Raw genomic sequence first — 20,309 nt, 5'->3', positions numbered from 1 at the left:
CGGAGTCGCAGTCGATGTCGATGTCGATGTCGAAGCCGTGTGTTCGACGCTGCGTACGCACGGGAGTGTAGGCCCTGCCGCCGTCCAGGTGAGCCGCCCGTCCGGGATGCGGTGGGGTTACCCCTACCCACGTAGGGCGACCTACCCCATGGCGGGGCGGGGGCCGGGGCGGCAATCTTGGCCCCATGACCTCGAGTTCATCCGACGGGGGCGAGGAGCGGCTGCCCCGGCCGCCCGCCTTCGGCTTTCCCGCGCAGACCTGGAAGGAGATCGCCCACCTCCTCGCCAATCTGCCCGTGGGCGTCCTCGGCTTCGCCTGCGCCATCGTGTGGTTCGCCCTGGGCCTGGGGCTGACGGTCACCGTGGTGGGGCTGCCGCTGCTGGCCCTGGGGCTGCACGGCAGCCGGCTGTACGGCGCGTTCGAGCGGCGGCGCGCCCGCGCGCTGCTGGGGGTGCGCGTGGACGAGCCGAGCCAGTGGCGGGCCCGTCCGGGCGGCGGCTTCTTCGTCTGGCTCTGGTCGCGGCTGCGGGACCCGGTGGGCTGGCGGACCACGCTGTACGCCATCATGCGGCTGCCCTGGGCGGTGCTCACCTTCGGCATCACCCTCGCCTCCCTCTTCGTCGCCTGGCCCGTGCTGCCCTGGATCGCCCGGGGCCTGACGAACGCCGACCGGGCGATGGTGCGCGCGCTGCTGTCCCCTTCCGACGAGCTGGAGCGGCGGATCGCCGAGCTGGAGTCGGACCGGGGCGTGGTGGTGGACACGGCGGCGGCGGACCTGCGCCGCATCGAGCGCGATCTGCACGACGGGGCCCAGGCCCGGCTGGTCGCCCTCGCCATGGGCCTGGGGCTGGCGAAGGAGAAGGTGCTGGAGGACCCGGAGGCGGCGGCCGCGATGGTCGGCGAGGCGCACGGCGAGGTGAAGCTGGCGCTCCAGGAGCTGCGCGACCTCGCCCGCGGCATCCACCCGGCGGTGCTGACCGACCGGGGCCTGGACGCGGCGCTGTCGTCGGTCGCGGCGCGCTGCACGGTGCCGGTGCGGGTCCTCGTGGACCTGCCGGAGCGGCCCGCGCCCGCCATCGAGGGCATCGCCTACTTCACCGTCTCCGAGCTGCTCCAGAACATCAGCAAGCACAGCGGGGCACGGATGGCCGATGTCGAGGTGTGGCGGTCGGAGGAGCGGCTGCTGATCCAGGTGCGGGACGACGGGCGCGGCGGCGCGAACCCGGGCGGGGGCAGCGGCCTGGCCGGGCTCGGCGAGCGGCTCGGGTCGGTCGACGGCCTGTTCACGGTGGATTCGCCGGTGGGCGGCCCGACGGCCGTGACCGCCGAGCTGCCGTGGCGCGACCGGGGGACGGCGAAGGCGTAGCTTCGCACGGCGGGGCCCGGCTGCGCGCGGCGAGGTCCGGCCCGCGCGGGGCGGGTATTAGGCCCAGGACCACCGTGACGGTAGGGCTAACCCCACAGTCAAGACGCCTACTTGCTCCATGGCCCCACCCGCCCCGTTCCGGGAACCTGGTGGTACGTCAGGCCGCGCACCACCGGGCACCACCGGGCACCAGCCTCACCCTTGGGAGAACGGAAGAGAGATGGCCACCGCATACGAACCGTACGGGCCGGGGGCCGAGCCCCGCGGCTCCCTGGTGCCCGCGGCACTGCGGGCGCCCTTCCAGGCCCGTGTCTGGCGCGAGTTCCTGTATCTGATGCTCAGCCTTCCGGTGGCCGTGGTCACCTTCTGCTACGCGATCACGATGCTCGCGCTCGGCGTGGGGCTCCTGATCACCTTCCTCGGCATTCCGGTGCTCGGCGTCGCCCTGGCGGGGTGCCGGGCGATCGGGGCCATGGAACGGGCCCGCGCGCGGTCGCTGCTGCGGCTGGAGGTCGCCGACCCCGAGCCGGTGCGGGCGATCACCCGCGGATCGCGCAAGGCCGGCCCGTTCGCCTGGGTGAGCGCGCTGATCAGGAGCGGCACCTCATGGCGCCATGTCATCTACTCGCTGATCCACTTCCCGTGGGCGATCTTCGCCTTCGTCCTGTCGCTGACGCTGTGGGTGACCGCGTGGGCGTTCGCGGTCTATCCGCTGTGGTGGTGGGTCTTCCCCACCTACACCGACCAGCCGGGCGCGCAGATCTTCGAGCACGACGGCCGCGGCTTCTTTCTGAACACCCCGTTCGAGATAGCCGCCACCTGCGTCATCGGGGTGCTGTTGCTGCTGGTGACGCCGTTTGTGATCCGGGGTCTGACCTCGGTCGACCGGCTGATGGTCTCCGGGCTGCTGGGCCCCTCGCGGCTCGCGGAGCGGGTGTGGGAGCTGGAGTCGGACCGGGGCGTGGTGGTGGACACGGCGGCGGCGGACCTACGGCGCATCGAGCGCGATCTGCACGACGGGGCCCAGGCCCGGCTGGTCGCCCTCGCCATGGATCTGGGGCTGGCGAAGGAGAAGCTCCAGGAGGACCCGGAGGCGGCGGCGCGGATGGTGGACGAGGCGCACGGCGAGGTGAAGCTGGCGCTCCAGGAGCTGCGCGACCTCGCCCGCGGCATCCACCCGGCGATCCTCACCGACCGGGGTCTCGGCCCGTCCCTGTCGGCCCTGGCGGCCCGCTGCACGGTGCCGGTGCAGGTCACGGTGGACCTGCCCGAGCGGCCCGCGCCCGCCATCGAGGGCATCGCCTACTTCACCGTCTCCGAGCTGCTCCAGAACATCAGCAAGCACAGCGGGGCACGGACGGGCGCCGTGGATGTGTGGCGTTCGGAGGACCGGGTGATGCTCCAGGTCTCGGACGACGGCCGGGGCGGGGCGGACGCCAGGGCCGGGTCGGGGCTCGCCGGGCTGGCCGAGCGGCTGGGCGCGGTCGACGGCCTCCTCGTCGTGCACTCCCCGGCCGGCGGCCCGACCTCCATCACCGCCGAGCTGCCCTGGCGCGAGTGACCCGCGGCCGCACCCCCGCGGCCGCACTCCCTCCCCCGCTCCTCCGCTTCCCCGCTCCCCCGCTCCCCCGCTCCCCAGTTCCGCTCAGGTGAGCGTGGGTGGCGCCGGGCGGGCCCGATCCCTGGGATGCTGGGGGTCGAGGATCCGACGAGTGGGGGCGGGCTGTGGAAGACAGGGTGCGGGTGGTCATCGCCGAGGATTCGGTGTTGCTCCGGGAGGGGCTGACCCGCCTGTTGACCGACCGTGGGCATGAGGTGGTCGCCGGGGTCGGCGATGCGGACGCCCTGATCAGGTCGATCCGGGAGCTGGCCGACGGGGACACGCTGCCGGATGTGGTGGTCGCGGACGTACGGATGCCGCCGACCCACACCGACGAGGGGATCCGGGCGGCCGTCCGCCTGCGGCGCGACCACCCCGGACTCGGTGTGCTGGTGCTGTCGCAGTACGTGGAGGAGCAGTACGCCACGGAGCTGCTGGCGGGCAACAGCCGCGGGGTCGGCTATCTGCTCAAGGACCGGGTGGCCGAGGTCCGTGAGTTCGTGGACGCCGTGGTGCGGGTGGCCCGGGGCGGCACCGCGCTCGACCCTGAGGTCGTGGCGCAGCTGCTGGGGCGCAGCCGCAAACAGGACGTGCTGGCCGGGCTCACCCCGCGCGAGCGGGAGGTCCTGGGCCTGATGGCCGAGGGCCGTACGAACTCGGCGATCGCCAAGCAGCTGGTGGTGAGCGACGGCGCGGTCGAGAAGCACGTCAGCAACATCTTCCTGAAGCTCGGGCTGTCGCCGAGCGAGGGGGATCACCGCCGTGTGCTGGCGGTGCTGACCTATCTCGATTCCTGACGCGTCCCGGCCCTCGGCCGGTGCGGCCGGCCGGACCGCCCGGTCGAGTGATGGTCGTAGAACCAAAGACCGAGGGGTGAGGATCGCTCGACATGAGTACGGGGGCGCATGCAGAGCATGACAATTCACTACATAACGAGGCAGTGTCGGGCCGTCCACTATGCGATCCGGTCAGGGAAGGCGACCCTTACCGACGTACGATGGCCGTGGGACAACCGGTCGGCACCGATGTCCACGAGCGCCGCCTCAAGGGAGGTCCGAATCAGTGACCAGCCAGGTCAGTAGCCCGGCCGAGCAGGCCGAACCAGCCGATCAGCAGGACGGGCAGACGCTCGTCGGGGGACAGCGAGCGTCGGACGGCGGTAAAGAGGTCCGCCGTCTGGACCGGGTGATCATCCGGTTCGCTGGTGACTCGGGCGACGGTATGCAGCTCACGGGTGACCGGTTCACCTCGGAGACGGCGTCATTCGGCAATGACCTGTCCACGCTGCCGAACTTCCCGGCCGAGATCCGTGCCCCCGCAGGCACCCTCCCCGGCGTGTCGAGCTTCCAGCTGCACTTCGCCGACCACGACATCCTGACGCCGGGCGACGCGCCGAACGTACTGGTGGCGATGAACCCGGCCGCGCTGAAGGCCAACCTCGGCGATGTGCCGCGCGGCGCCGAGATCATCGTCAACACCGACGAGTTCACCAAGCGTCCGATGGCCAAGGTCGGCTACGACCAGAGCCCGCTCGAGGACGGCTCGCTGGACGGGTACAACGTCCACCCCGTGCCGCTGACGACGCTGACCATCGAGGCGCTCAAGGGCTTCGGGCTGTCCCGGAAGGAGGCGGAGCGCAGCAAGAACATGTTCGCGCTCGGCCTGCTGTCGTGGATGTACCACCGCCCGACCGAGGGCACCGAGAAGTTCCTGCGCCAGAAGTTCGCGAAGAAGCCGCAGATCGCCGAGGCCAACGTGGCCGCCTTCCGGGCCGGCTGGAACTTCGGCGAGACGACGGAGGACTTCGCGGTCTCCTACGAGGTGGCCCCCGCCTCCGCCGCGTTCCCGCCGGGTACATACCGGAACATCTCCGGCAATCTGGCGCTGTCGTACGGGCTGATCGCGGCCTCGCACCAGGCGGATCTGCCACTGTTCCTGGGCTCGTACCCGATCACGCCGGCCTCGGACATCCTGCATGAGCTGTCCCGGCACAAGAACTTCGGTGTGCGCAGCTTCCAGGCCGAGGACGAGATCGCGGGCATCGGCGCGGCGCTGGGCGCCGCCTTCGGCGGGGCGCTCGCCGTGACCACCACCTCCGGCCCCGGTGTGGCGCTGAAGTCGGAGACCATCGGGCTCGCGGTCAGCCTGGAGCTGCCGCTGGTGGTGATCGACATCCAGCGGGGCGGCCCGTCGACCGGTCTGCCCACCAAGACCGAGCAGGCCGACCTGTTGCAGGCGATGTACGGGCGCAACGGCGAGGCCCCGGTGCCGATCGTGGCCCCGAAGACCCCGGCGGACTGCTTCGACGCGACGCTGGAGGCGGTGCGCATCGCGCTGACCTACCGCACCCCCGTCTTCCTGCTCTCCGACGGCTATCTGGCCAACGGGTCGGAGCCGTGGCGGGTGCCGGACGTCGACGATCTGCCTGATCTGCGGGTCCGGTTCGCCACCGGTCCCAACCACACGCTCGAGGACGGCACCGAGGTCTTCTGGCCGTACAAGCGCGACCCCGAGACGCTCGCCCGCCCCTGGGCGGTGCCCGGCACCCCCGGCCTCGAACACCGCATCGGCGGCATCGAGAAGCAGGACGGCACAGGCAACATCTCCTACGACCCGGCCAACCACGAGCACATGGTGCGCATCCGGCAGGCCAAGGTCGACGGCATCGAGGTGCCGGACCTCACGGTGGACGACCCCACCGGCGACGCCCGCACCCTGGTGCTGGGCTGGGGCTCGACGTACGGGCCGATCACCGCCGCCGTGCGCCGGGTCCGTGCCGCCGGGGACTCGATCGCCCAGGCCCATCTGCGCCATCTCAACCCCTTCCCGGCGAACCTGGGCGAGGTCCTGGCCCACTACGACAAGGTGGTCGTGCCCGAGATGAACCTCGGTCAGCTCGCCACTCTGCTCCGCGCCAAGTATCTGGTCGACACCCGCTCCTTCACCCAGGTGCGGGGGCTGCCATTCAAGGCCGAGCAGCTTGCGAAGGCCCTTAAGGAGGCCATCGATGACTGAGACGATCGCGGAAGGGCTGTCCTCCGTAGACGCGCTTTCGCTGGTGCCGAAGGCCGACGCCAAGCAGAGCATGAAGGACTTCAAGTCCGACCAGGAAGTGCGCTGGTGCCCCGGCTGTGGCGACTACGCGGTCCTCGCCGCCGTCCAGGGCTTCATGCCCGAGCTCGGCCTGGCGAAGGAGAACATCGTCTTCGTCTCCGGCATCGGCTGCTCCTCCCGCTTCCCGTACTACATGAACACCTACGGGATGCACTCGATCCACGGCCGCGCCCCCGCCATCGCCACCGGCCTGGCGGCCTCGCGCCGGGATCTGTCGGTGTGGGTGGTCACCGGTGACGGCGACGCGCTGTCCATCGGCGGCAACCACCTGATCCACGCACTGCGCCGCAACGTCAACCTGAAGATCCTGCTCTTCAACAACCGGATCTACGGCCTCACCAAGGGCCAGTACAGCCCGACCTCCGAGGTCGGCAAGATCACCAAGTCCACGCCGATGGGCTCGCTCGACGCGCCCTTCAACCCCCTCTCGCTCGCGCTGGGCGCCGAGGCCGGGTTCGTCGCCCGCACCGTGGACTCCGACCGCAAGCACCTCACCCAGGTGCTGCGGGAGGCGGCCGCCCACCCGGGCACCGCGCTGGTGGAGATCTACCAGAACTGCAACATCTTCAACGACGGCGCCTTCGAGGTCCTCAAGGACAAGCAGCAGGCGGAGGAGGCCGTCATCCGGCTGGAGCACGGCAAGCCGATCCGCTTCGGCACGCCGTTCAGCGAGGAGGACGGCGGGGACGGCCTCGGCTCCAAGGGCGTCGTCCGCGACCCGGCCACCGGTGACCTCAAGGTCATCGATGTGACCCGGGAGGGCACCGGCGCGGTGCTGGTCCACGACGCCCACGCCGCCTCCCCGACCACCGCCTTCGCGCTGACCCGCCTCGCCGACCCCGACACGCTGCACCACACCCCCATCGGGGTGCTGCGCGATGTCACCCGTCCGGTCTACGAGGCCGAGATGACGGGCCAGCTCGAGGCCGCCGTGGAGCGGAAGGGCAAGGGCGACCTCGGCGCCCTGCTCACCGGCCAGGACACCTGGACGGTCGTCGGCTGACCTGTACACGCGGCCAGGTGCCCGTCCGGAGCGTCTGACGACGCCCCGGGCGGGCACCCGTTTTTATCGCGCCGTTTATCGCGCCCTTTTATCGCGCCTTGGCGGCGTCGTACGCCTCCCGGGCGGCCAAGACCTCCGGAACCTTCTCCTCCGTCCAGCGGGAAAGCGCCCACACCCGCCGCGCCGCCTCCTCGCCGAGCTCGGTCAGCGAGTAGTCCACATGCGGCGGAATGACGGGGTGGGCCTCGCGGCGCACAAAGCCGTCCCGCTCCAGGGTCTGGAGGGTCTGCGCGAGCATCTTCTCGCTGACGCCGCCGATCGCCCGCCGCACCTCGCTGAAGCGATGGGTGCCGTCCATCAGCACTGCGAGGACGAGGACACCCCAGCGGCTGGTGACATGCTCCAGCACCAGCCGCGACGGACACACGGCGGCATCGGGGCCCGCTATCAGCCCGCCCCGCGTCTTCCCGCTGACCTTCTCACTCACCGGCATGCCAGTACCTTACTTCAAAGTGGGTACTTTCCATCAGTTAGCGCTGAGATTAAGGTGGTTCACAGAACAACACCAAGAGGATGAAAGCGAGAAAACAGACATGAGCATCGTCGTCACCGGAGCCACCGGCCACCTCGGCCGCCTCGTCGTCGCGGGCCTGCTGGAGAAGGTCCCCGCGGACCAGGTCGTGGCCGTGGTGCGGGACCCCGGAAAGGCGGCCGACCTGGCGGAGCGCGGCGTACAGCTGCGCATCGCCGACTACAGCCGCCCGGAGACCCTCCAGGGCGCCTTCGCCGCCGGCGACAAGGTGCTGTTGATCTCCGGCAGCGAGGTCGGGCAGCGCGTCCCGCAGCACCAGGCCGTGATCGACGCCGCCAAGGAGGCGGGCGTCGCCCTGCTCGCGTACACCAGCGTCCTCGGCGGCCCCGCGGCCGACTTCAGGCTGGCCGACGAGCACAAGGTCACCGAGCAGGCCGTCCAGACCTCCGGTCTGCCGTACGTCCTGCTGCGCAACGGCTGGTACAACGAGAACTACACCGAGCAGCTCGCCCCCGTGCTGGAGCACGGCGCCGTCGTCGGCAGCGCGGGCGGCGGCCGGGTCTCCTCCGCCGCGCGCGCCGACTACGCGGACGCCGCCGTCGCGGTGCTGACCGGCGAGGGCCACGAGGGCAAGGCGTACGAGCTCAGCGGCGACACCGCCTGGAGCTTCGAGGAGTACGCCGCCGAGGTCGCCAAGCAGACCGGCAAGGAGATCGCGTACGGCCCGGTGCCGGCCGAGACCCACCAGACCATCCTCACCGGCGCCGGGCTGCCCGAGCCGCTGGCCGAGATCCTCGTGGACGTCGACGCCGCGATCTCCCGCGGCCTGCTGGCCGCCACGCCCGGCGACCTCTCCCGCCTCATCGGCCGGCCGACCACCCCCATCGCGGACTCGATCGCGGTGGCCCTCAAGGGCTGACCACCGGCACAGCGGCCCGCCTGTCATGACCGTATGACGATACGGAGATGACAGGCGGGCCGCTTCGGCGCTACGTTCGACGCATCGCCATGCCGCCGGGGAGGACATGTGACGCCGCAGAGTCAGCAGCACCGCAGCGGACTCGCCTACGGAATGGCCGCCTACGGCATGTGGGGCCTGGTGCCCCTGTTCTGGCCGCTGCTGGAGCCCACCGGCGCCGTCGAGATCCTCGCCCACCGCATGGTGTGGTCGCTGGTGGCCGTCGCGCTCATCCTGCTCGTCATGCGCCGCTGGTCCTGGATACCCCCGCTGCTGCGCCAGCCCGCGCGGCTGGGGATGATCGCGATCGCCGCGGCCGTCATCTCCGTCAACTGGGGCCTGTACATCTGGGGCGTCAACAGCGGCCATGTCGTCGAGACCTCGCTCGGATACTTCATCAACCCCCTGGTCAGCATCGGCTTCGGCGTCGTGCTGCTGCGCGAGCGGCTGCGGCCGACGCAGTGGGCGGCGGTCGGCGTCGGCGTGACCGCCGTGGCCGTCCTGTCGATCGGCTACGGCACGCTGCCCTGGATCGCGCTCACGCTCGCCTTCTCCTTCGCCACCTACGGCCTGGTCAAGAAGCGGATCGGCCTGGGCGGACTGGAGTCGCTCGCCGCCGAGACGGCCGTCCAGTTCCTGCCCGCGCTCGGCTTCGTGATCTTCCTGACGGCGAGCGGCGAGAGCACCTTCGGCAGCGAGGGCACCGGGCACTCGGTGCTGCTGGCGAGCTGCGGGCTGATCACGGCGGTGCCGCTGATCTGCTTCGGGACGGCGGCCGTGCGGCTGCCGCTGTCGACGATCGGGATGCTCCAGTACATCGCCCCGATCTTCCAGTTCGCGCTCGGCGTCGCCGTCTTCCATGAGTCCATGCCGCCCGAGCGATGGGCGGGCTTCGCCCTCGTATGGCTCGCGCTCGCGCTGCTCGTCTGGGACGCGCTGCGCACGGCCCGCCGGGCGCGCGCCCAGCTGCACGAGGCCGCCGCGCGCGCCGCCACGGCGAAGCGGAACGGCGACACGGCCGAGGACCCGGTCCTCGGCTGAGCCCACGCGGCTCCGGGACCGGGATACGGCGGAGGCGGGGCCGGGAGACGCCGGGCCGGGATACCGCGGACCGATTCACGACGGGACCGATATGCGGCCCGTACTGTCCGGTTTCCGCCCTTGACGGGGTATCAGCCGGGGCCGGAGCATCTGCCTTTGCGACACTCCGCACCACGTGCCACCGCCATACCGTGCCACCGCTTCAGCGCTCCCCCGCCCCACCGGGTGCGTGCACCACGCAGCGTCACGTTCATTCCGTCCTGTCCTCGTTCGGAATTCGGAGCCCCCCATGTCGTCATCCGGAAGATCCCTGATACGCCGCGCCGCCATCTCCGTCACGGCGGCCGGCGCGGTCGTCGCGACCCTGGCCACGGCGGCGCCCGCCGCGCAGCTGTCCCCCGCAGGACCGGCCCCGGCCCCCGCGGCCGCGGCCGTCCTCGCCGCGCCCGACATCCCGGTCGCCAATGTCAAGGCCCACTTGAGCCAGCTCCAGTCCATAGCCACCGCCAACAGCGGCAACCGCGCCCATGGCCGCCCCGGCTACAAGGCCTCGCTCGACTACATCAAGGCCAAGCTCGACGCGGCCGGGTTCACCACCACCGTGCAGCAGTTCACCTCCGGCGGCGCCACCGGCTACAACCTCATCGCCGACTGGCCCGGCGGCGACACCGACAACGTGGTGTTCGCGGGCTCCCATCTGGACTCCGTCACCGCGGGCCCCGGCATCAACGACAACGGCTCGGGCTCCGCGGCCGTGCTGGAGACCGCGCTCGCCGTCTCCCGGGCGGGGCTGCAACCCACCAAGCACCTGCGGTTCGGCTGGTGGGGCGCCGAGGAGCTGGGGATGGTGGGCTCGCGGTACTACGTGAACAGCCTGTCGACCGCGAATCGCGCGAAGATCGACTCGTATCTCAACTTCGACATGATCGGCTCGCCCAACCCCGGCTACTTCGTCTATGACGACGACACCCGGCTCGAGTCCGTGTTCAAGGACTTCTTCGCGACCAAGGGCGTGCCCACCGAGATCGAGACGGAGGGCGACGGGCGCTCCGACCACGCCCCGTTCAAGAACGTGGGCGTGCCGGTGGGCGGGCTGTTCAGCGGCGCCGAGACCACCAAGACCGCGGCTCAGGCGCAGAAGTGGGGCGGCACCTCGGGCCAGGCGTTCGACCGCTGCTACCACCGGTCCTGCGACACCACGACCAACGTGAACGACACGGCGCTGGACCGCAACAGCGACGCCATCGCCTATGCCATCTGGGCCCTCAGCAGCTGACGCCGACGCTCGACACCCCGGCAGCGGCGCCGCTCATGGCACCGCTGCCGGGCCGGGTTCAGGCGTTCAGGCGTTCGGTCGTTCAGGCGGTGATGTCCTTCGCGGTGAATCGCGCCCAGGCCGCCGAGCCGAATATCGCCACGTAGAGCGCCTGTAGGCCGAAGTTCTTGGTGAGCTGATCCCAATAGACCGGTTCCCGGAGAACGTCCGCGAAGGACAGCCAGTAGTGCGGGAACAGATAGGGCTGGATCGCGTGCAGTTGCGGGATGGTGTCCAGGATCTGCACGGTGACCAGCAGACCGACGGTCGCCGCCATGGCCGCTATCCCGCTGCTGGTCAGGGTCGAGATGAACAGCCCCACCGTCGCGATGCCGATGAGGGAGTACGCCACGACGCCCGCCACCGCCAGCGCCCGGAGCAGCCCCTCCGTGAACGAGACGGTGGTGCCCGAGATCAGCGTGACATCGCCGAGCGGGAAGAGCAGCGCCCCGGTCGCCAGCCCGGCGGCGGCCACCACGACCGTGGCGACCAGGCAGAAGGCCATCACGGTGGTGAACTTGGCGAGCAGGAGACGGGTCCGCCCGGCCGGGGCGACCAGCAGATAGCGCAGCGTCCCGGACCCCGCCTCGCCCGCGATGGAGTCACCGGCGATCACCCCGATGGCCATCGGCAGAAAGACCGGAAGCGTGGCGGCCAGCGAGGCGAAGACCAGGAAGATGCCGTTGTTGGTGATCTGGGAGAAGAAGGCGGGGCCCTGGCCGTCTCCCCCGCGCCCCTCGCCGAACGAACCGCCGTCGCTGGTCTCGATCTTCACCGCGATGCCGACCAGGACCGGGACGGCCGCCAGTACGCCGAGCAGGGCGATGGTCCGCCAGCGGCGGAAGGTGGTGCCCAGCTCGCTGCGGAACAGGGCCAGCGTCCACAGCGGGCTCGGCCGCCGGGCCTGCCCCACGGGCGCCGGGCCGCCGGGCTTCGCCGGGCCCGCTCCCTCGCTCACGCTCGCCTCAGCCCGCGACATCGAAGCCCTCCCCGGTCAGTGCGACAAAGGCGTCCTCGAGCGAGGCCCGCTCGGCGCCGAAGGCCCGGACCCGCACCCCGGCGTGGACGAGGGCGGCGTTGAGGTCCGCGAGGTCGAGCGGCGCCGGCCCGGCCGTGGGCAGCTCGCCCGTGACGCGCTCGTCCAGGACCACGAGGTCCGTCACCCCGTGTTCCTTCAGGACGCGGACCGCGTCCGCGGGGTCCGGGGTGGTGACGGACAGCCGGCCGCGGCTGCCGGCCGCCAGCTCGGCCACGGTGCCCTGGACGATCAGCCGCCCCTGGGCCATGACCGCCGCGTGGGTGCACACCTGCTCGATCTCGTCGAGGAGGTGGGAGGAGAGAAAGACGGTGATGCCGTCGTCGGCCAGCTCGCGCACCAGCGTGCGGATCTCCCGCATGCCCTGCGGGTCGAGGCCGTTCGTCGGCTCGTCGAGGACGAGCAGCTCGCGTGGCTGGAGCAGCGCCGCGGCCAGGCCCAGGCGCTGCTTCATCCCGAGGGAGTACGCGCGGGCCTTCTTGCGCGCCGCGGCCGTCAGCCCCACCCGCTCCAGGGCCGTCGAGACCCGCGCGGCCCGGGTGCGCGGATCCGCGGTGGGGTCGGCGGCGTCGAGGCGGATCAGATTGTCCCGGCCGTTCAGAAATGAGTACAGGGCGGGGCCCTCGATGAGGGCCCCGACCCTGGGCAGCACGCTGCGGGCGGCCCGAGGCATGGGCGCGCCGAGCAGCCGGGCTCTTCCGGCGGTGGGCTCGATCAGGCCCATGAGCATGCGGATCGTCGTCGTCTTCCCCGAGCCGTTGGGCCCGAGGAAGCCGAAGACGCTGCCGCGCGGCACGGTCAGGTCGAGCGCGTCGACGGCGAGCTGTCCGCCTCGGTAACGCTTGGTGAGCCCGCGGGTCTCGACCGCGGCGTCAGGCACGGCGCGGGCGTCCGGCACCGCGCGGGCGTCCGGCACCGCGCGGGCGTCCGGCACCGCGCGGGCGGGCGGCACCGCGCGGGCGGGCGGCACCCCGGCCGCCCCGGCCGTGTCCTCGGCGGACGGCTCCTCCACGGGCTCCCCTTTCGTCAGGCGGTCACTTGGCCGCGTCCGCGGCGTCGATCAGGGCACTCTTGTCCACCGCGCCGACGAAGACCTTGCCGTCATCGGTGATCAAGGCGTTGACCAGGCGGGTGCTGAGCACCGTGCCGGAGCCGAAGTCCCCCTTGACCTTCTTGCCCAGGCCGCCGAGGAACTCGCTGGGGGCGCCCCCGCCGCTCGCGCCGGCGGGCAGACCGCCGGGGAGGTCCAGCCGCGCCACCGAGTCCCAGCCCTTGCCGACCACATTCAGCCCGGACAGCTCTTGGAGGCCCTTCTCCTTCGCCTTGTCCTTCGCCTTGTCCTCGGCCTTGTCCTCGGCCTTGTGCCCGGTGCGGCTCTCCTCGGTGACCTTGGCGCCCTTGGGCGGGGTGAAGTCGAAGGTGCTCGCCTTGGGCTTGCCGAAGTCCACCTGGGTGAAGGCCACGTCGATCGCCGCCTTGCCGCCGCTCTTGGGCTCCAGGGTGAACTTCAGCGGCACGCCGTTGTCCGCGTCCACCGCGATACGGATGGATCCCACGGTGGAGTCGCTCTGCTTGGGACGTATCAGCAGCTGGTAGGCGTCCCGCCCGGCGATCCGCGCGGTGCCGTCGACCTTGACCTCGGTCGTGTCGTCCACCGCGGCGAGCGCCTTCTTGGCGGCCTTCTGGGGGGTGAGGCCGCTCAGGTCCTCGGGCAGATCCCGCCGGTGGTCGCCCTTGGCGGCCCGCTCGGGGGACTTGGCGTGGTAGACGGAGTTGTCGGCGCTGTTGTACGCCCACACCTCGTCACCGTTGTGGATGACGCTGTACTCGGCGGCCTTCTCGATGATCGAGACCCGCTGCCGCTCCGGGCCGTCGGCGGCCACCCGCAGGGTGTGCGAGCCGGACGCGAGCTCGATGAGCTTGGAATCCGGCGAGGCCGCCGCGCCGCCGTCGCCGTGCTGCCCGCCCGCGAGGTCGGCGAGCGAGCCGCCGCCGGGCAGGGAGGGTATGCCCAGATCGGTCGTGATCTTCACCGAGCCGGACAGCTGCTCGGCGTCCGATGCGGCGATCTTGCTGATCAGCTCCTCCGCGGTGATCTTCGGCAGATCGGGGTCCCCGGTGCTGGCGAGGGCCGGGACCAGCCCGATCGTCGCCGCCGCGATTCCCGCCACCGCCACCGCCACGGCGTACCGGACGGCTTTATGGCGCCCTTTCGGTCGATCCTCGTCCCAGAAACCGTCGTCGGCGACCTGTGTCGGTCGGATCCGTGCCATATGTGCTCTACCTCCGTCGTCGGCGGCGGTTGTCAGCCTCGCACTCGTCCACCTCTCGGGCCATTGTCACCCGATACCGCCATGTGGTGGTCACTCAATCCCACCAAATCGGCAGTCCCCGCGCGTCAGCCGACAGGATCACCTTCGGATACGGCTGAGGTAGGACACCGGTGCACCGCAAGTCGGACGCCGGGGAGCGCGCTGTCAGGGGAAACCTGGGGGCCCACCGCGGAGTCGGGGTCAGCCGGCCCGGTGCACCACCGCGTCGCACAGCCCCTCGAGCGCGGCCTTCGCCGACCCCTCGGGCAGCGGCGCCAGCATCGCCCGGGCCTCCGCCGCATAGCGGAGCGTGTCCCTGCGGGCCTGCTCCAGCGCCGGGTGGGCGCGCAGCCGCCCCAGCACCTCGCCGAGCAGCCCGTCGTCGCTGAGGTCGCCGGTCAGCAGCTCGCACAGCTCGCGGTCCTCGGCCGAGCCGGACGCCTCCGCCTGGGCCCGCAGATGGAGCACGGGGAGGGTGGCGACGCCCTCCCGCAGATCGGTGCCGGGGGTCTTGCCCGACTCATGGCTGTCGCTGGCGATGTCCAGCACATCGTCGGCCAGCTGGAATGCGATGCCCAGCCGCTCGCCGTACTGGGTGAGGATGGAGACGACGGACTCGTCGGCCCCCGACATCATCGCCCCGAACCGGCCGGAGACCGCGACCAGCGAGCCCGTCTTGCCCGCGAGCACGTCCAGGTAGTGCTCGATCGGGTCACGGCCGCCGCGTGGCCCGGCCGTCTCCAGGATCTGCCCGGTCACCAGCCGCTCGAACGCCTCGGCCTGGATCCGCACCGCCTCCGGGCCCAGGTCGGCCAGGATGTGCGAGGCGCGGGCGAACAGGAAGTCACCGGTGAGGACCGCCACCGAGTTGCCCCAGCGGGCGTTGGCGCTGGCCACCCCCCGGCGGACGTCCGCCTCGTCCATGACGTCGTCGTGATAGAGCGTCGCCAGGTGCGTCAGCTCGACGACGACGGCCGAGGGCACCACCCCGGGCGCGTACGGGTCGCCGAACTGCGCGGCGAGCAGCACCAGCAGCGGCCGGAACCGCTTGCCGCCCGCCCGCATGAGGTGCTGGGCGGCCTCGGTGATGAACGGCACGTCGCTCTTCGTGGCCTCCAGCAGCCCGTCTTCGACGGCTGTCAGCCCGGCCTGGGTATCGGCTTCGAGAGACCGGTCCCGCACGCTCAGCCCGAAGGGCCCGACGACGCTCACGGGGTGCTCCTGTCTGCCTGCGGTCACACGCAATGTCGATGTGTCGCTGTCTCCACTAGTGGCAGCGTATCCGGTCGGCTATCGATCACCATGGGCGCCTTCCCGCCTTGTGCGAGCTATCACTTCCGCGCCCTGCCGACCCGCTCCCCCCGACATTTTCCGCGATCAACGGCAGATCAATCGTGCTCCGGGCCACGATCTTTCAGCGATCGACCGTGGGTCCATCACCGATCCACGGTCGGTCAACCCGTGTTCGGCTGTGGCACCGGCGGTTGACGCCCCGGACCGACAGGTCATCCATGAGCCATGGCCACCGCCTTGGCCAGCCGGGGCGAGGCGTACTCCGTGCCGCAGACGAACCGCATGACCGGCCCGAAGCTCGCCGCCGCGGGCAGCCCGGTGAAGTACAGCCCCGGTGCGGAGGAGCAGTGGCCCGCGTCCAGCAGCGGCCCTCCGGCACGGGTCACCACCTCGGCCCGCAGCTCGGGCCCGAGGAAGCCCAGCGCCGCCACATTCATCCGGTAGCCGGTCGCGGCCAGCACATGGTCCACGGCCAGCTCTCCGGCGCGCCCGCCGCCGCGCAGGGCGAGCGCCACCCGCCCGCCGCTCTCCACCTCCACCCGGGTGACCCGCTGCCCCTGGGTGACCTGCACCCGCCCCGCGAAGCGCTCCCGCAGCCACCAGGCGCCCAGCGGCCCCAGCACCGTGCGCACCAGATAGCGCCGCGCCGGCGCGGGCAGCCGCCGGAAGGCCCCGGCGTTGTACGAGAGCGCGTACAGCGACCAGGCGCGCCCGAAGGGCGACTCGGGGCGCAGCCGCGGCTGCCGGTCCGGCGGCGCGCCGAACGCCACGGCCCGCTTCCCCCGCGCCACCACCCGCACGGACGCGGCGCCCGCCTCGGCCAGCAGCACCGCGGACTCCAGCGCCGACTGCCCGGCCCCGACCACCACCACCTCACGCCCGGCGAAACTCGCCAGGTCGCGGTGTTGCGAGCTGTGCGAGACGGGCCCTGTGGGCGAGGGACCGTCAGGAACGGCGGCGGCGAACTCGGCGGGCAGATGGGCGAGCCCGGCCAGCCCGCTGGCGACCACCACGGCGCGCGCGGCGAACTGCTCTCCGGAGTCCAGCTTCAGCTCGAAGCGGCCGCCCCGCCGGTCGGCCGACACCACCCGCACCCGCTCCAGCTCCGGCACCAGCCGCTCCTGGAACCACAGCCCGTATCGCGCGAAGGTCTCCACGGGGATGATGTCCCAGTCCGACTCATAGCGCCTGCCGCCCTCGGCGCGGCAGAAGTCGAGCAGGGTGTGCCCCACCTGCGGCGCATCGATATTCGAGGCGACCGGGGTGGATTTGAGCAGCATCCCGGCCGGCATGTGCTCACGCCAGCTCACCATCGGTGTTCCGAAGACGCGGACCGGCAGCCCGCGCGACCGCAGATGGGCGGCCGCCGACAGGCCGTACGGACCGGCCCCGATGACCACTATCGGATCGTTCACAAGTCCCCTCCCCGAGACGTCCTGCTCGTGGCGCGCCACCGCTGGTACAGATGGGCCGCGCCGGGCCGCACGATGCGCGCCAGCATCGTGAAGAACGGCTTCATGTCGTCCCGCGCGGCCCACGCCAGCTCGGTCGCGCTCGCACGGGCGGGCGCGTGCGGTGCGGTGTAGCCGCCGCGGCGGTAGGCGAGCAGCGCGGGCAGGTCGATGTTCTCGACCATGAACCGCCGGTCCGCCCGTTGTTCGGCCTCCGGGACCTTGCGCCCCGTCAGATCCAGGTGCTGGGCGCGCACCACGTCGATCCCCGCCTCGCTCTCGAAGAGCCGGAACTGCGCGCCCATCCGGGGGTTGAAGTCGAGCAGTTTGTACCGCCCGTCCCGCCGGTCGAAGCGCCAGTCCAGATCGACGATCCCCGAGAAGCCGATCCGCCTGATGAACTGGGCGGCCAGCTCCGCGAGCTCGGCGTTGTCCACCGCGTAGGCACAGGCCGTCATGCCCGCGTGCGGCGGCCAGGACCGCGCCTTGACCCCGGTGAACAGCGCCAGCGGCACGCTCTCCACATCGACGTAGGCGTGGACGATCCAGTCCTCGGCCTCCTCTCTCGGCAGATACTCCTGAAGGACCACCCCGGGCCGCGGCCCCCACCCGGCCGCCAGCGCCAGCAGCTCACGCGGGCCCGCGATCCGCGTGGTGCCGCCGACCGCCGGCCTCCTGCGCCGCTCGAACGCCTCCCGGTTCTTGGCGACCACCGGGAAGCGCGCGGTCGCCGCGAACTCCCGGACGTCGGCGTACGAGTCGGGAAACGCCGCGGCCGGGGTGGGCACACCGTGTTCCAGACACAGCTCGTGCAGCCCCTGCTTGCTGGCCAGCCGCCTCGGCAGCCCCGGCTCGGCACGCGGGAAGAGGAAGCAGCCCTCCCCGGCGAGGGTGTCGGCGTGCTCGGCGATCAGCACCGCCGCCTCCTCGTCCGTCGGCACCAGGACGGTCGCCCGCCCGATCGCCCGCCCGATCCGCAGCAGCCCCTCCACCAGCCGCTCCGGCCGCTCCTTGCCGGTGGTCGGCCAGACGAAGGCGCGCTCCAGATAGCGCGAGAGCGCGGCCGGGGTCAGACGGTCCTCGGTGACGGCGTACATCGGGATGCCCAGCCGGCCCAGGGACCGGATGGCGCCGACGCCCCCGTGGTGCAGCGGATAGCCGCCGATCTTCACGATCAGACCGGGCACCGCGCGGTCCACCTCGAACGGCATGTCACTGCTCGCCACGAGCCCCCCTCGGTCACCGCGGCGCAGTGGCCCCCCACTGTGCGTGACCCGGTGAAGGACGCTACTGGGAAATTGACGACCAGAGCAAGAACTATCCGGACATTGCCCTCCCTTTAGGTGGTAGTCGGCACACTCCTCCCCTCAGGCTCGGGCCCCATAGGGTGTGGCCCGGCGATCCCGGCAACCCCCGGCGACGACGAGAAGGCGAGGCAGCCCCCATGCCACAGCAGAGCCCGCTCGACCTCCCCCCTCACGATCCCTTCGGCCCGCACAACCTCCCCTATGGCGTCTTCACCCCATCCGACGCACCTGACCTGCGCAGAATCGGGGTCCGCTACGGCGACCATGTGCTGGACGCGGGCGCCGCCGCGGCCGCCGTGGGCTCCCCGCACGCCCCGCTGCTCGGCCAACCGACGCTCAACCCGCTGATGGCCGCGGGCCGTCCGGTCTGGCGGGCCGTACGAGAAGAGCTGCGCGCCTGGCTGACCGAGCCGGTGCACCGGCCCACGATCGAGCCCCTTCTGCGACCCCTCACCACCGTCACGCTCCATCTGCCCTTCGAGGTCGCCGACTACGTCGACTTCTATGCCAGCGAGCACCACGCCTCCAATGTGGGCCGGATCTTCCGCCCGGACGGCGAGCCGCTCACCCCCAACTGGAAGCACATGCCCATCGGCTACCACGGGCGCGCGGGCACGGTCGTGGTCTCCGGCACGCCCGTCGTGCGCCCCCGCGGCCAGCTCGGCGCGCCTGGTCATTCCGCACTCCCCCCGTTCGGCCCCTCGCTCCGGCTCGACTTCGAGGCGGAGGTCGCCTTCGTCGTCGGTACCCCTTCACCCTTCAATACACCGGTGCCGCTCTCCGGGTTCCACGACCACGTCTTCGGTGTCTGCCTGCTCAACGACTGGTCCGCGCGCGACATCCAGAGCTGGGAGTACCGCCCGCTCGGCCCCTTCCTCGGCAAGTCCTTCGCCACCTCCGTGGCCGCCTGGATCACCCCACTGGACGCCCTCGCCGCCGCCCGCACCGCCCCGCCCGGCCGCGATGTCCCGCTCCTCCCCTACCTCGACGACTCCGCCGCCGAGCCGGGCGGCCTCGACCTGCGCATCGAGGTCGCCGTCAACGGCCACCCCGTCTCGCACCCGCCCTTCGCGGCCATGTACTGGACGGCCGCCCAGCAGCTCGCCCATATGACGGTCAACGGCGCCTCGCTGCGCACCGGCGACCTCTTCGCCTCCGGCACGGTCAGCGGCCCCGAGCCGCACCAGCGCGGCTGTCTGCTGGAGTTGACCTGGTCCGGCCGCGACCCGCTGCGACTGCCCGGCGGCGACCGGACGTTCCTGGAGGACGGCGACGAGGTGACCCTCACGGCCTGGGCCCCCGGCCCCGATAACAGCCGTGTCGCACTCGGGGAAGTAACCGGTTGCGTCGCCCCGTCCACGCCATGAGCGGCTGCTAGCTTGTCGTGTTCCCGTCCTGACAACCGAGGAGAAACACGTGATCAAGGCAGTGCGCATCGCCGGTGCGGCGGCCGCGGCCGCCCTGCTGGTGGCCGGGTGCGGCAGCGACAGCGACGGGGGCGACAGCAAGTCGGACCCGTCCAAGAAGGCCCCGGCGGCCGAGCAGTCGAGCACCCCGGCGGAGGGGGGCGCGGGCGGCGACGCGGCGGGGGTCTATATGTCCAAGTCCGGCGGCGAGGCGATGGTCCTGTCCATCAACGGCGGCACGGCGGTCCTGGTCGCGGGCAAGCACAGCTGCACCGGTGAGTACACCGATACAGGCGCGGCGGACAAGATGCTGATGCTCAAGTGCGCCGACGGCAACACCGACCGCACCATGGGTTCGGTGAAGGCGAGCGCGGACGGCAAGTCCCTCACGGTCGACTGGGACGCCGGCATGAACGACACCTTCACCAAGGTGACCACGCCCGCCGACATCCCCACCGGCTTCCCGACCGACATCCCCGGCCTGGAGAGCGTGGGCGGCATCACCGGCGGCTGACCGCACGGCCCTGAAGCACGTCCGCCCGGCCCCCACGTGGGGGCCGGGCGGACGGCCGCC

The 20,309-nt window shown here is 71.7% G+C and carries 17 protein-coding genes; 10 read left to right on the top strand and 7 right to left on the bottom strand.

The annotated features are described in order from the left end of the window. The first annotated feature begins 185 nt into the window (after positions 1-185). From ABTY62_RS33730 to ABTY62_RS33710, 5 genes are all read left to right on the top strand, one after another. Complete coding sequence (locus ABTY62_RS33730) at positions 186-1,367, top strand: sensor histidine kinase (RefSeq protein ID WP_352133212.1); 1,182 nt, start codon at positions 186-188, stop codon at positions 1,365-1,367. 220 nt (positions 1,368-1,587) lie between these two features. Beyond that, positions 1,588-2,928: a sensor histidine kinase gene (locus ABTY62_RS33725; RefSeq protein WP_352133211.1), complete on the top strand. Its 1,341-nt coding sequence runs from the start codon at positions 1,588-1,590 to the stop codon at positions 2,926-2,928. 176 nt (positions 2,929-3,104) lie between these two features. After that, a complete protein-coding gene (locus tag ABTY62_RS33720) occupies positions 3,105-3,764 on the top strand; it encodes a LuxR C-terminal-related transcriptional regulator (RefSeq protein WP_502997571.1) in 660 nt (219 codons plus the stop codon). 265 nt (positions 3,765-4,029) lie between these two features. Next, positions 4,030-5,982, top strand: a complete 1,953-nt coding sequence (locus tag ABTY62_RS33715; RefSeq protein ID WP_352133209.1) for a 2-oxoacid:acceptor oxidoreductase subunit alpha — start codon at positions 4,030-4,032, stop codon at positions 5,980-5,982. Then, positions 5,975-7,084 (top strand): 2-oxoacid:ferredoxin oxidoreductase subunit beta, encoded by a 1,110-nt coding sequence (locus ABTY62_RS33710; protein ID WP_352133208.1) that lies wholly within the window; start codon positions 5,975-5,977, stop codon positions 7,082-7,084. Before ABTY62_RS33715 ends, ABTY62_RS33710 begins: the two co-directional genes overlap by 8 nt. 88 nt (positions 7,085-7,172) lie before the next feature. On the opposite strand, the gene ABTY62_RS33705 is transcribed toward ABTY62_RS33710, so the two are convergent. Then, a complete protein-coding gene (locus ABTY62_RS33705; protein ID WP_352133207.1) occupies positions 7,173-7,577 on the bottom strand; it encodes a winged helix-turn-helix transcriptional regulator in 405 nt (134 codons plus the stop codon). Positions 7,578-7,677: 100 nt separating this feature from the next. Here ABTY62_RS33705 and ABTY62_RS33700 point away from each other — a divergent pair, with 100 nt between their 5' ends. The 3 genes from ABTY62_RS33700 to ABTY62_RS33690 all read left to right on the top strand — a co-directional run bounded on the left by ABTY62_RS33700 (position 7,678) and on the right by ABTY62_RS33690 (position 10,891). Next, positions 7,678-8,535, top strand: coding sequence for an SDR family oxidoreductase (locus tag ABTY62_RS33700; protein ID WP_352133206.1), 858 nt, complete (start codon positions 7,678-7,680; stop codon positions 8,533-8,535). Between the two features lie 108 nt (positions 8,536-8,643). Next, complete coding sequence (rarD, locus tag ABTY62_RS33695) at positions 8,644-9,615, top strand: EamA family transporter RarD (RefSeq protein WP_352133205.1); 972 nt, start codon at positions 8,644-8,646, stop codon at positions 9,613-9,615. Positions 9,616-9,904: 289 nt separating this feature from the next. Continuing rightward, the gene (locus tag ABTY62_RS33690; RefSeq protein ID WP_352133204.1) at positions 9,905-10,891 is read left to right on the top strand and encodes a M28 family metallopeptidase; all 987 of its coding nucleotides are present in this window, start codon (positions 9,905-9,907) and stop codon (positions 10,889-10,891) included. A gap of 82 nt (positions 10,892-10,973) precedes the next feature. Here the strand turns inward: ABTY62_RS33690 and ABTY62_RS33685 are convergent, their stop codons facing one another. The 6 genes from ABTY62_RS33685 to ABTY62_RS33660 all read right to left on the bottom strand — a co-directional run bounded on the left by ABTY62_RS33685 (position 10,974) and on the right by ABTY62_RS33660 (position 18,233). After that, positions 10,974-11,909: an ABC transporter permease gene (locus ABTY62_RS33685; protein ID WP_352133203.1), complete on the bottom strand. Its 936-nt coding sequence runs from the start codon at positions 11,907-11,909 to the stop codon at positions 10,974-10,976. After that, the gene (locus ABTY62_RS33680; RefSeq protein ID WP_502997570.1) at positions 11,896-12,882 is read right to left on the bottom strand and encodes an ABC transporter ATP-binding protein; all 987 of its coding nucleotides are present in this window, start codon (positions 12,880-12,882) and stop codon (positions 11,896-11,898) included. The genes ABTY62_RS33685 and ABTY62_RS33680 overlap by 14 nt, the downstream gene beginning before the upstream one ends. Before the next feature lie 118 nt (positions 12,883-13,000). After that, a complete protein-coding gene (locus ABTY62_RS33675) occupies positions 13,001-14,239 on the bottom strand; it encodes a LolA family protein (protein ID WP_352133202.1) in 1,239 nt (412 codons plus the stop codon). A gap of 240 nt (positions 14,240-14,479) precedes the next feature. After that, the gene (locus ABTY62_RS33670) at positions 14,480-15,490 is read right to left on the bottom strand and encodes a polyprenyl synthetase family protein (protein WP_352133201.1); all 1,011 of its coding nucleotides are present in this window, start codon (positions 15,488-15,490) and stop codon (positions 14,480-14,482) included. 293 nt (positions 15,491-15,783) lie between these two features. Next, positions 15,784-16,986: an FAD-dependent oxidoreductase gene (locus ABTY62_RS33665; protein ID WP_352133200.1), complete on the bottom strand. Its 1,203-nt coding sequence runs from the start codon at positions 16,984-16,986 to the stop codon at positions 15,784-15,786. Continuing rightward, positions 16,983-18,233, bottom strand: coding sequence for a carboxylate--amine ligase (locus ABTY62_RS33660; protein ID WP_352133255.1), 1,251 nt, complete (start codon positions 18,231-18,233; stop codon positions 16,983-16,985). Before ABTY62_RS33660 ends, ABTY62_RS33665 begins: the two co-directional genes overlap by 4 nt. Before the next feature lie 233 nt (positions 18,234-18,466). Here ABTY62_RS33660 and fahA point away from each other — a divergent pair, with 233 nt between their 5' ends. Together fahA and ABTY62_RS33650 are read left to right on the top strand one after the other, a co-directional pair. After that, positions 18,467-19,696 carry a fumarylacetoacetase gene (gene fahA, locus ABTY62_RS33655; protein ID WP_352133199.1) on the top strand — a complete coding sequence of 410 codons (1,230 nt, stop codon included), beginning with the start codon at positions 18,467-18,469 and terminating at the stop codon, positions 19,694-19,696. Positions 19,697-19,745: 49 nt separating this feature from the next. Further along, a complete protein-coding gene (locus ABTY62_RS33650; protein WP_352133198.1) occupies positions 19,746-20,249 on the top strand; it encodes a hypothetical protein in 504 nt (167 codons plus the stop codon). Positions 20,250-20,309: the final 60 nt, after the last annotated feature.

Source organism: Streptomyces sp. NPDC097640, from assembly GCF_040302705.1.
Taxonomy (GTDB): Bacteria; Actinomycetota; Actinomycetes; order Streptomycetales; family Streptomycetaceae; genus Streptomyces.
This window is presented reverse-complemented; position numbering and strand designations above follow the sequence as displayed.

What these genes read in the sequence shown, in the direction of transcription:
- ABTY62_RS33730 (WP_352133212.1), top strand. Translation starts at nt 186, where the DNA reads ATGACCTCGAGTTCATCCGACGGGGGCGAGGAGCGGCTGCCCCGGCCG.
- ABTY62_RS33725 (WP_352133211.1), top strand. Translation starts at nt 1,588, where the DNA reads ATGGCCACCGCATACGAACCGTACGGGCCGGGGGCCGAGCCCCGCGGC.
- ABTY62_RS33710 (WP_352133208.1), top strand. Translation starts at nt 5,975, where the DNA reads ATGACTGAGACGATCGCGGAAGGGCTGTCCTCCGTAGACGCGCTTTCG.
- ABTY62_RS33705 (WP_352133207.1), bottom strand. Translation starts at nt 7,577, where the DNA reads ATGCCGGTGAGTGAGAAGGTCAGCGGGAAGACGCGGGGCGGGCTGATA.
- ABTY62_RS33700 (WP_352133206.1), top strand. Translation starts at nt 7,678, where the DNA reads ATGAGCATCGTCGTCACCGGAGCCACCGGCCACCTCGGCCGCCTCGTC.
- ABTY62_RS33690 (WP_352133204.1), top strand. Translation starts at nt 9,905, where the DNA reads ATGTCGTCATCCGGAAGATCCCTGATACGCCGCGCCGCCATCTCCGTC.
- ABTY62_RS33685 (WP_352133203.1), bottom strand. Translation starts at nt 11,909, where the DNA reads ATGTCGCGGGCTGAGGCGAGCGTGAGCGAGGGAGCGGGCCCGGCGAAG.
- ABTY62_RS33675 (WP_352133202.1), bottom strand. Translation starts at nt 14,239, where the DNA reads ATGGCACGGATCCGACCGACACAGGTCGCCGACGACGGTTTCTGGGAC.
- ABTY62_RS33660 (WP_352133255.1), bottom strand. Translation starts at nt 18,233, where the DNA reads ATGCCGTTCGAGGTGGACCGCGCGGTGCCCGGTCTGATCGTGAAGATC.
- fahA (WP_352133199.1), top strand. Translation starts at nt 18,467, where the DNA reads ATGCCACAGCAGAGCCCGCTCGACCTCCCCCCTCACGATCCCTTCGGC.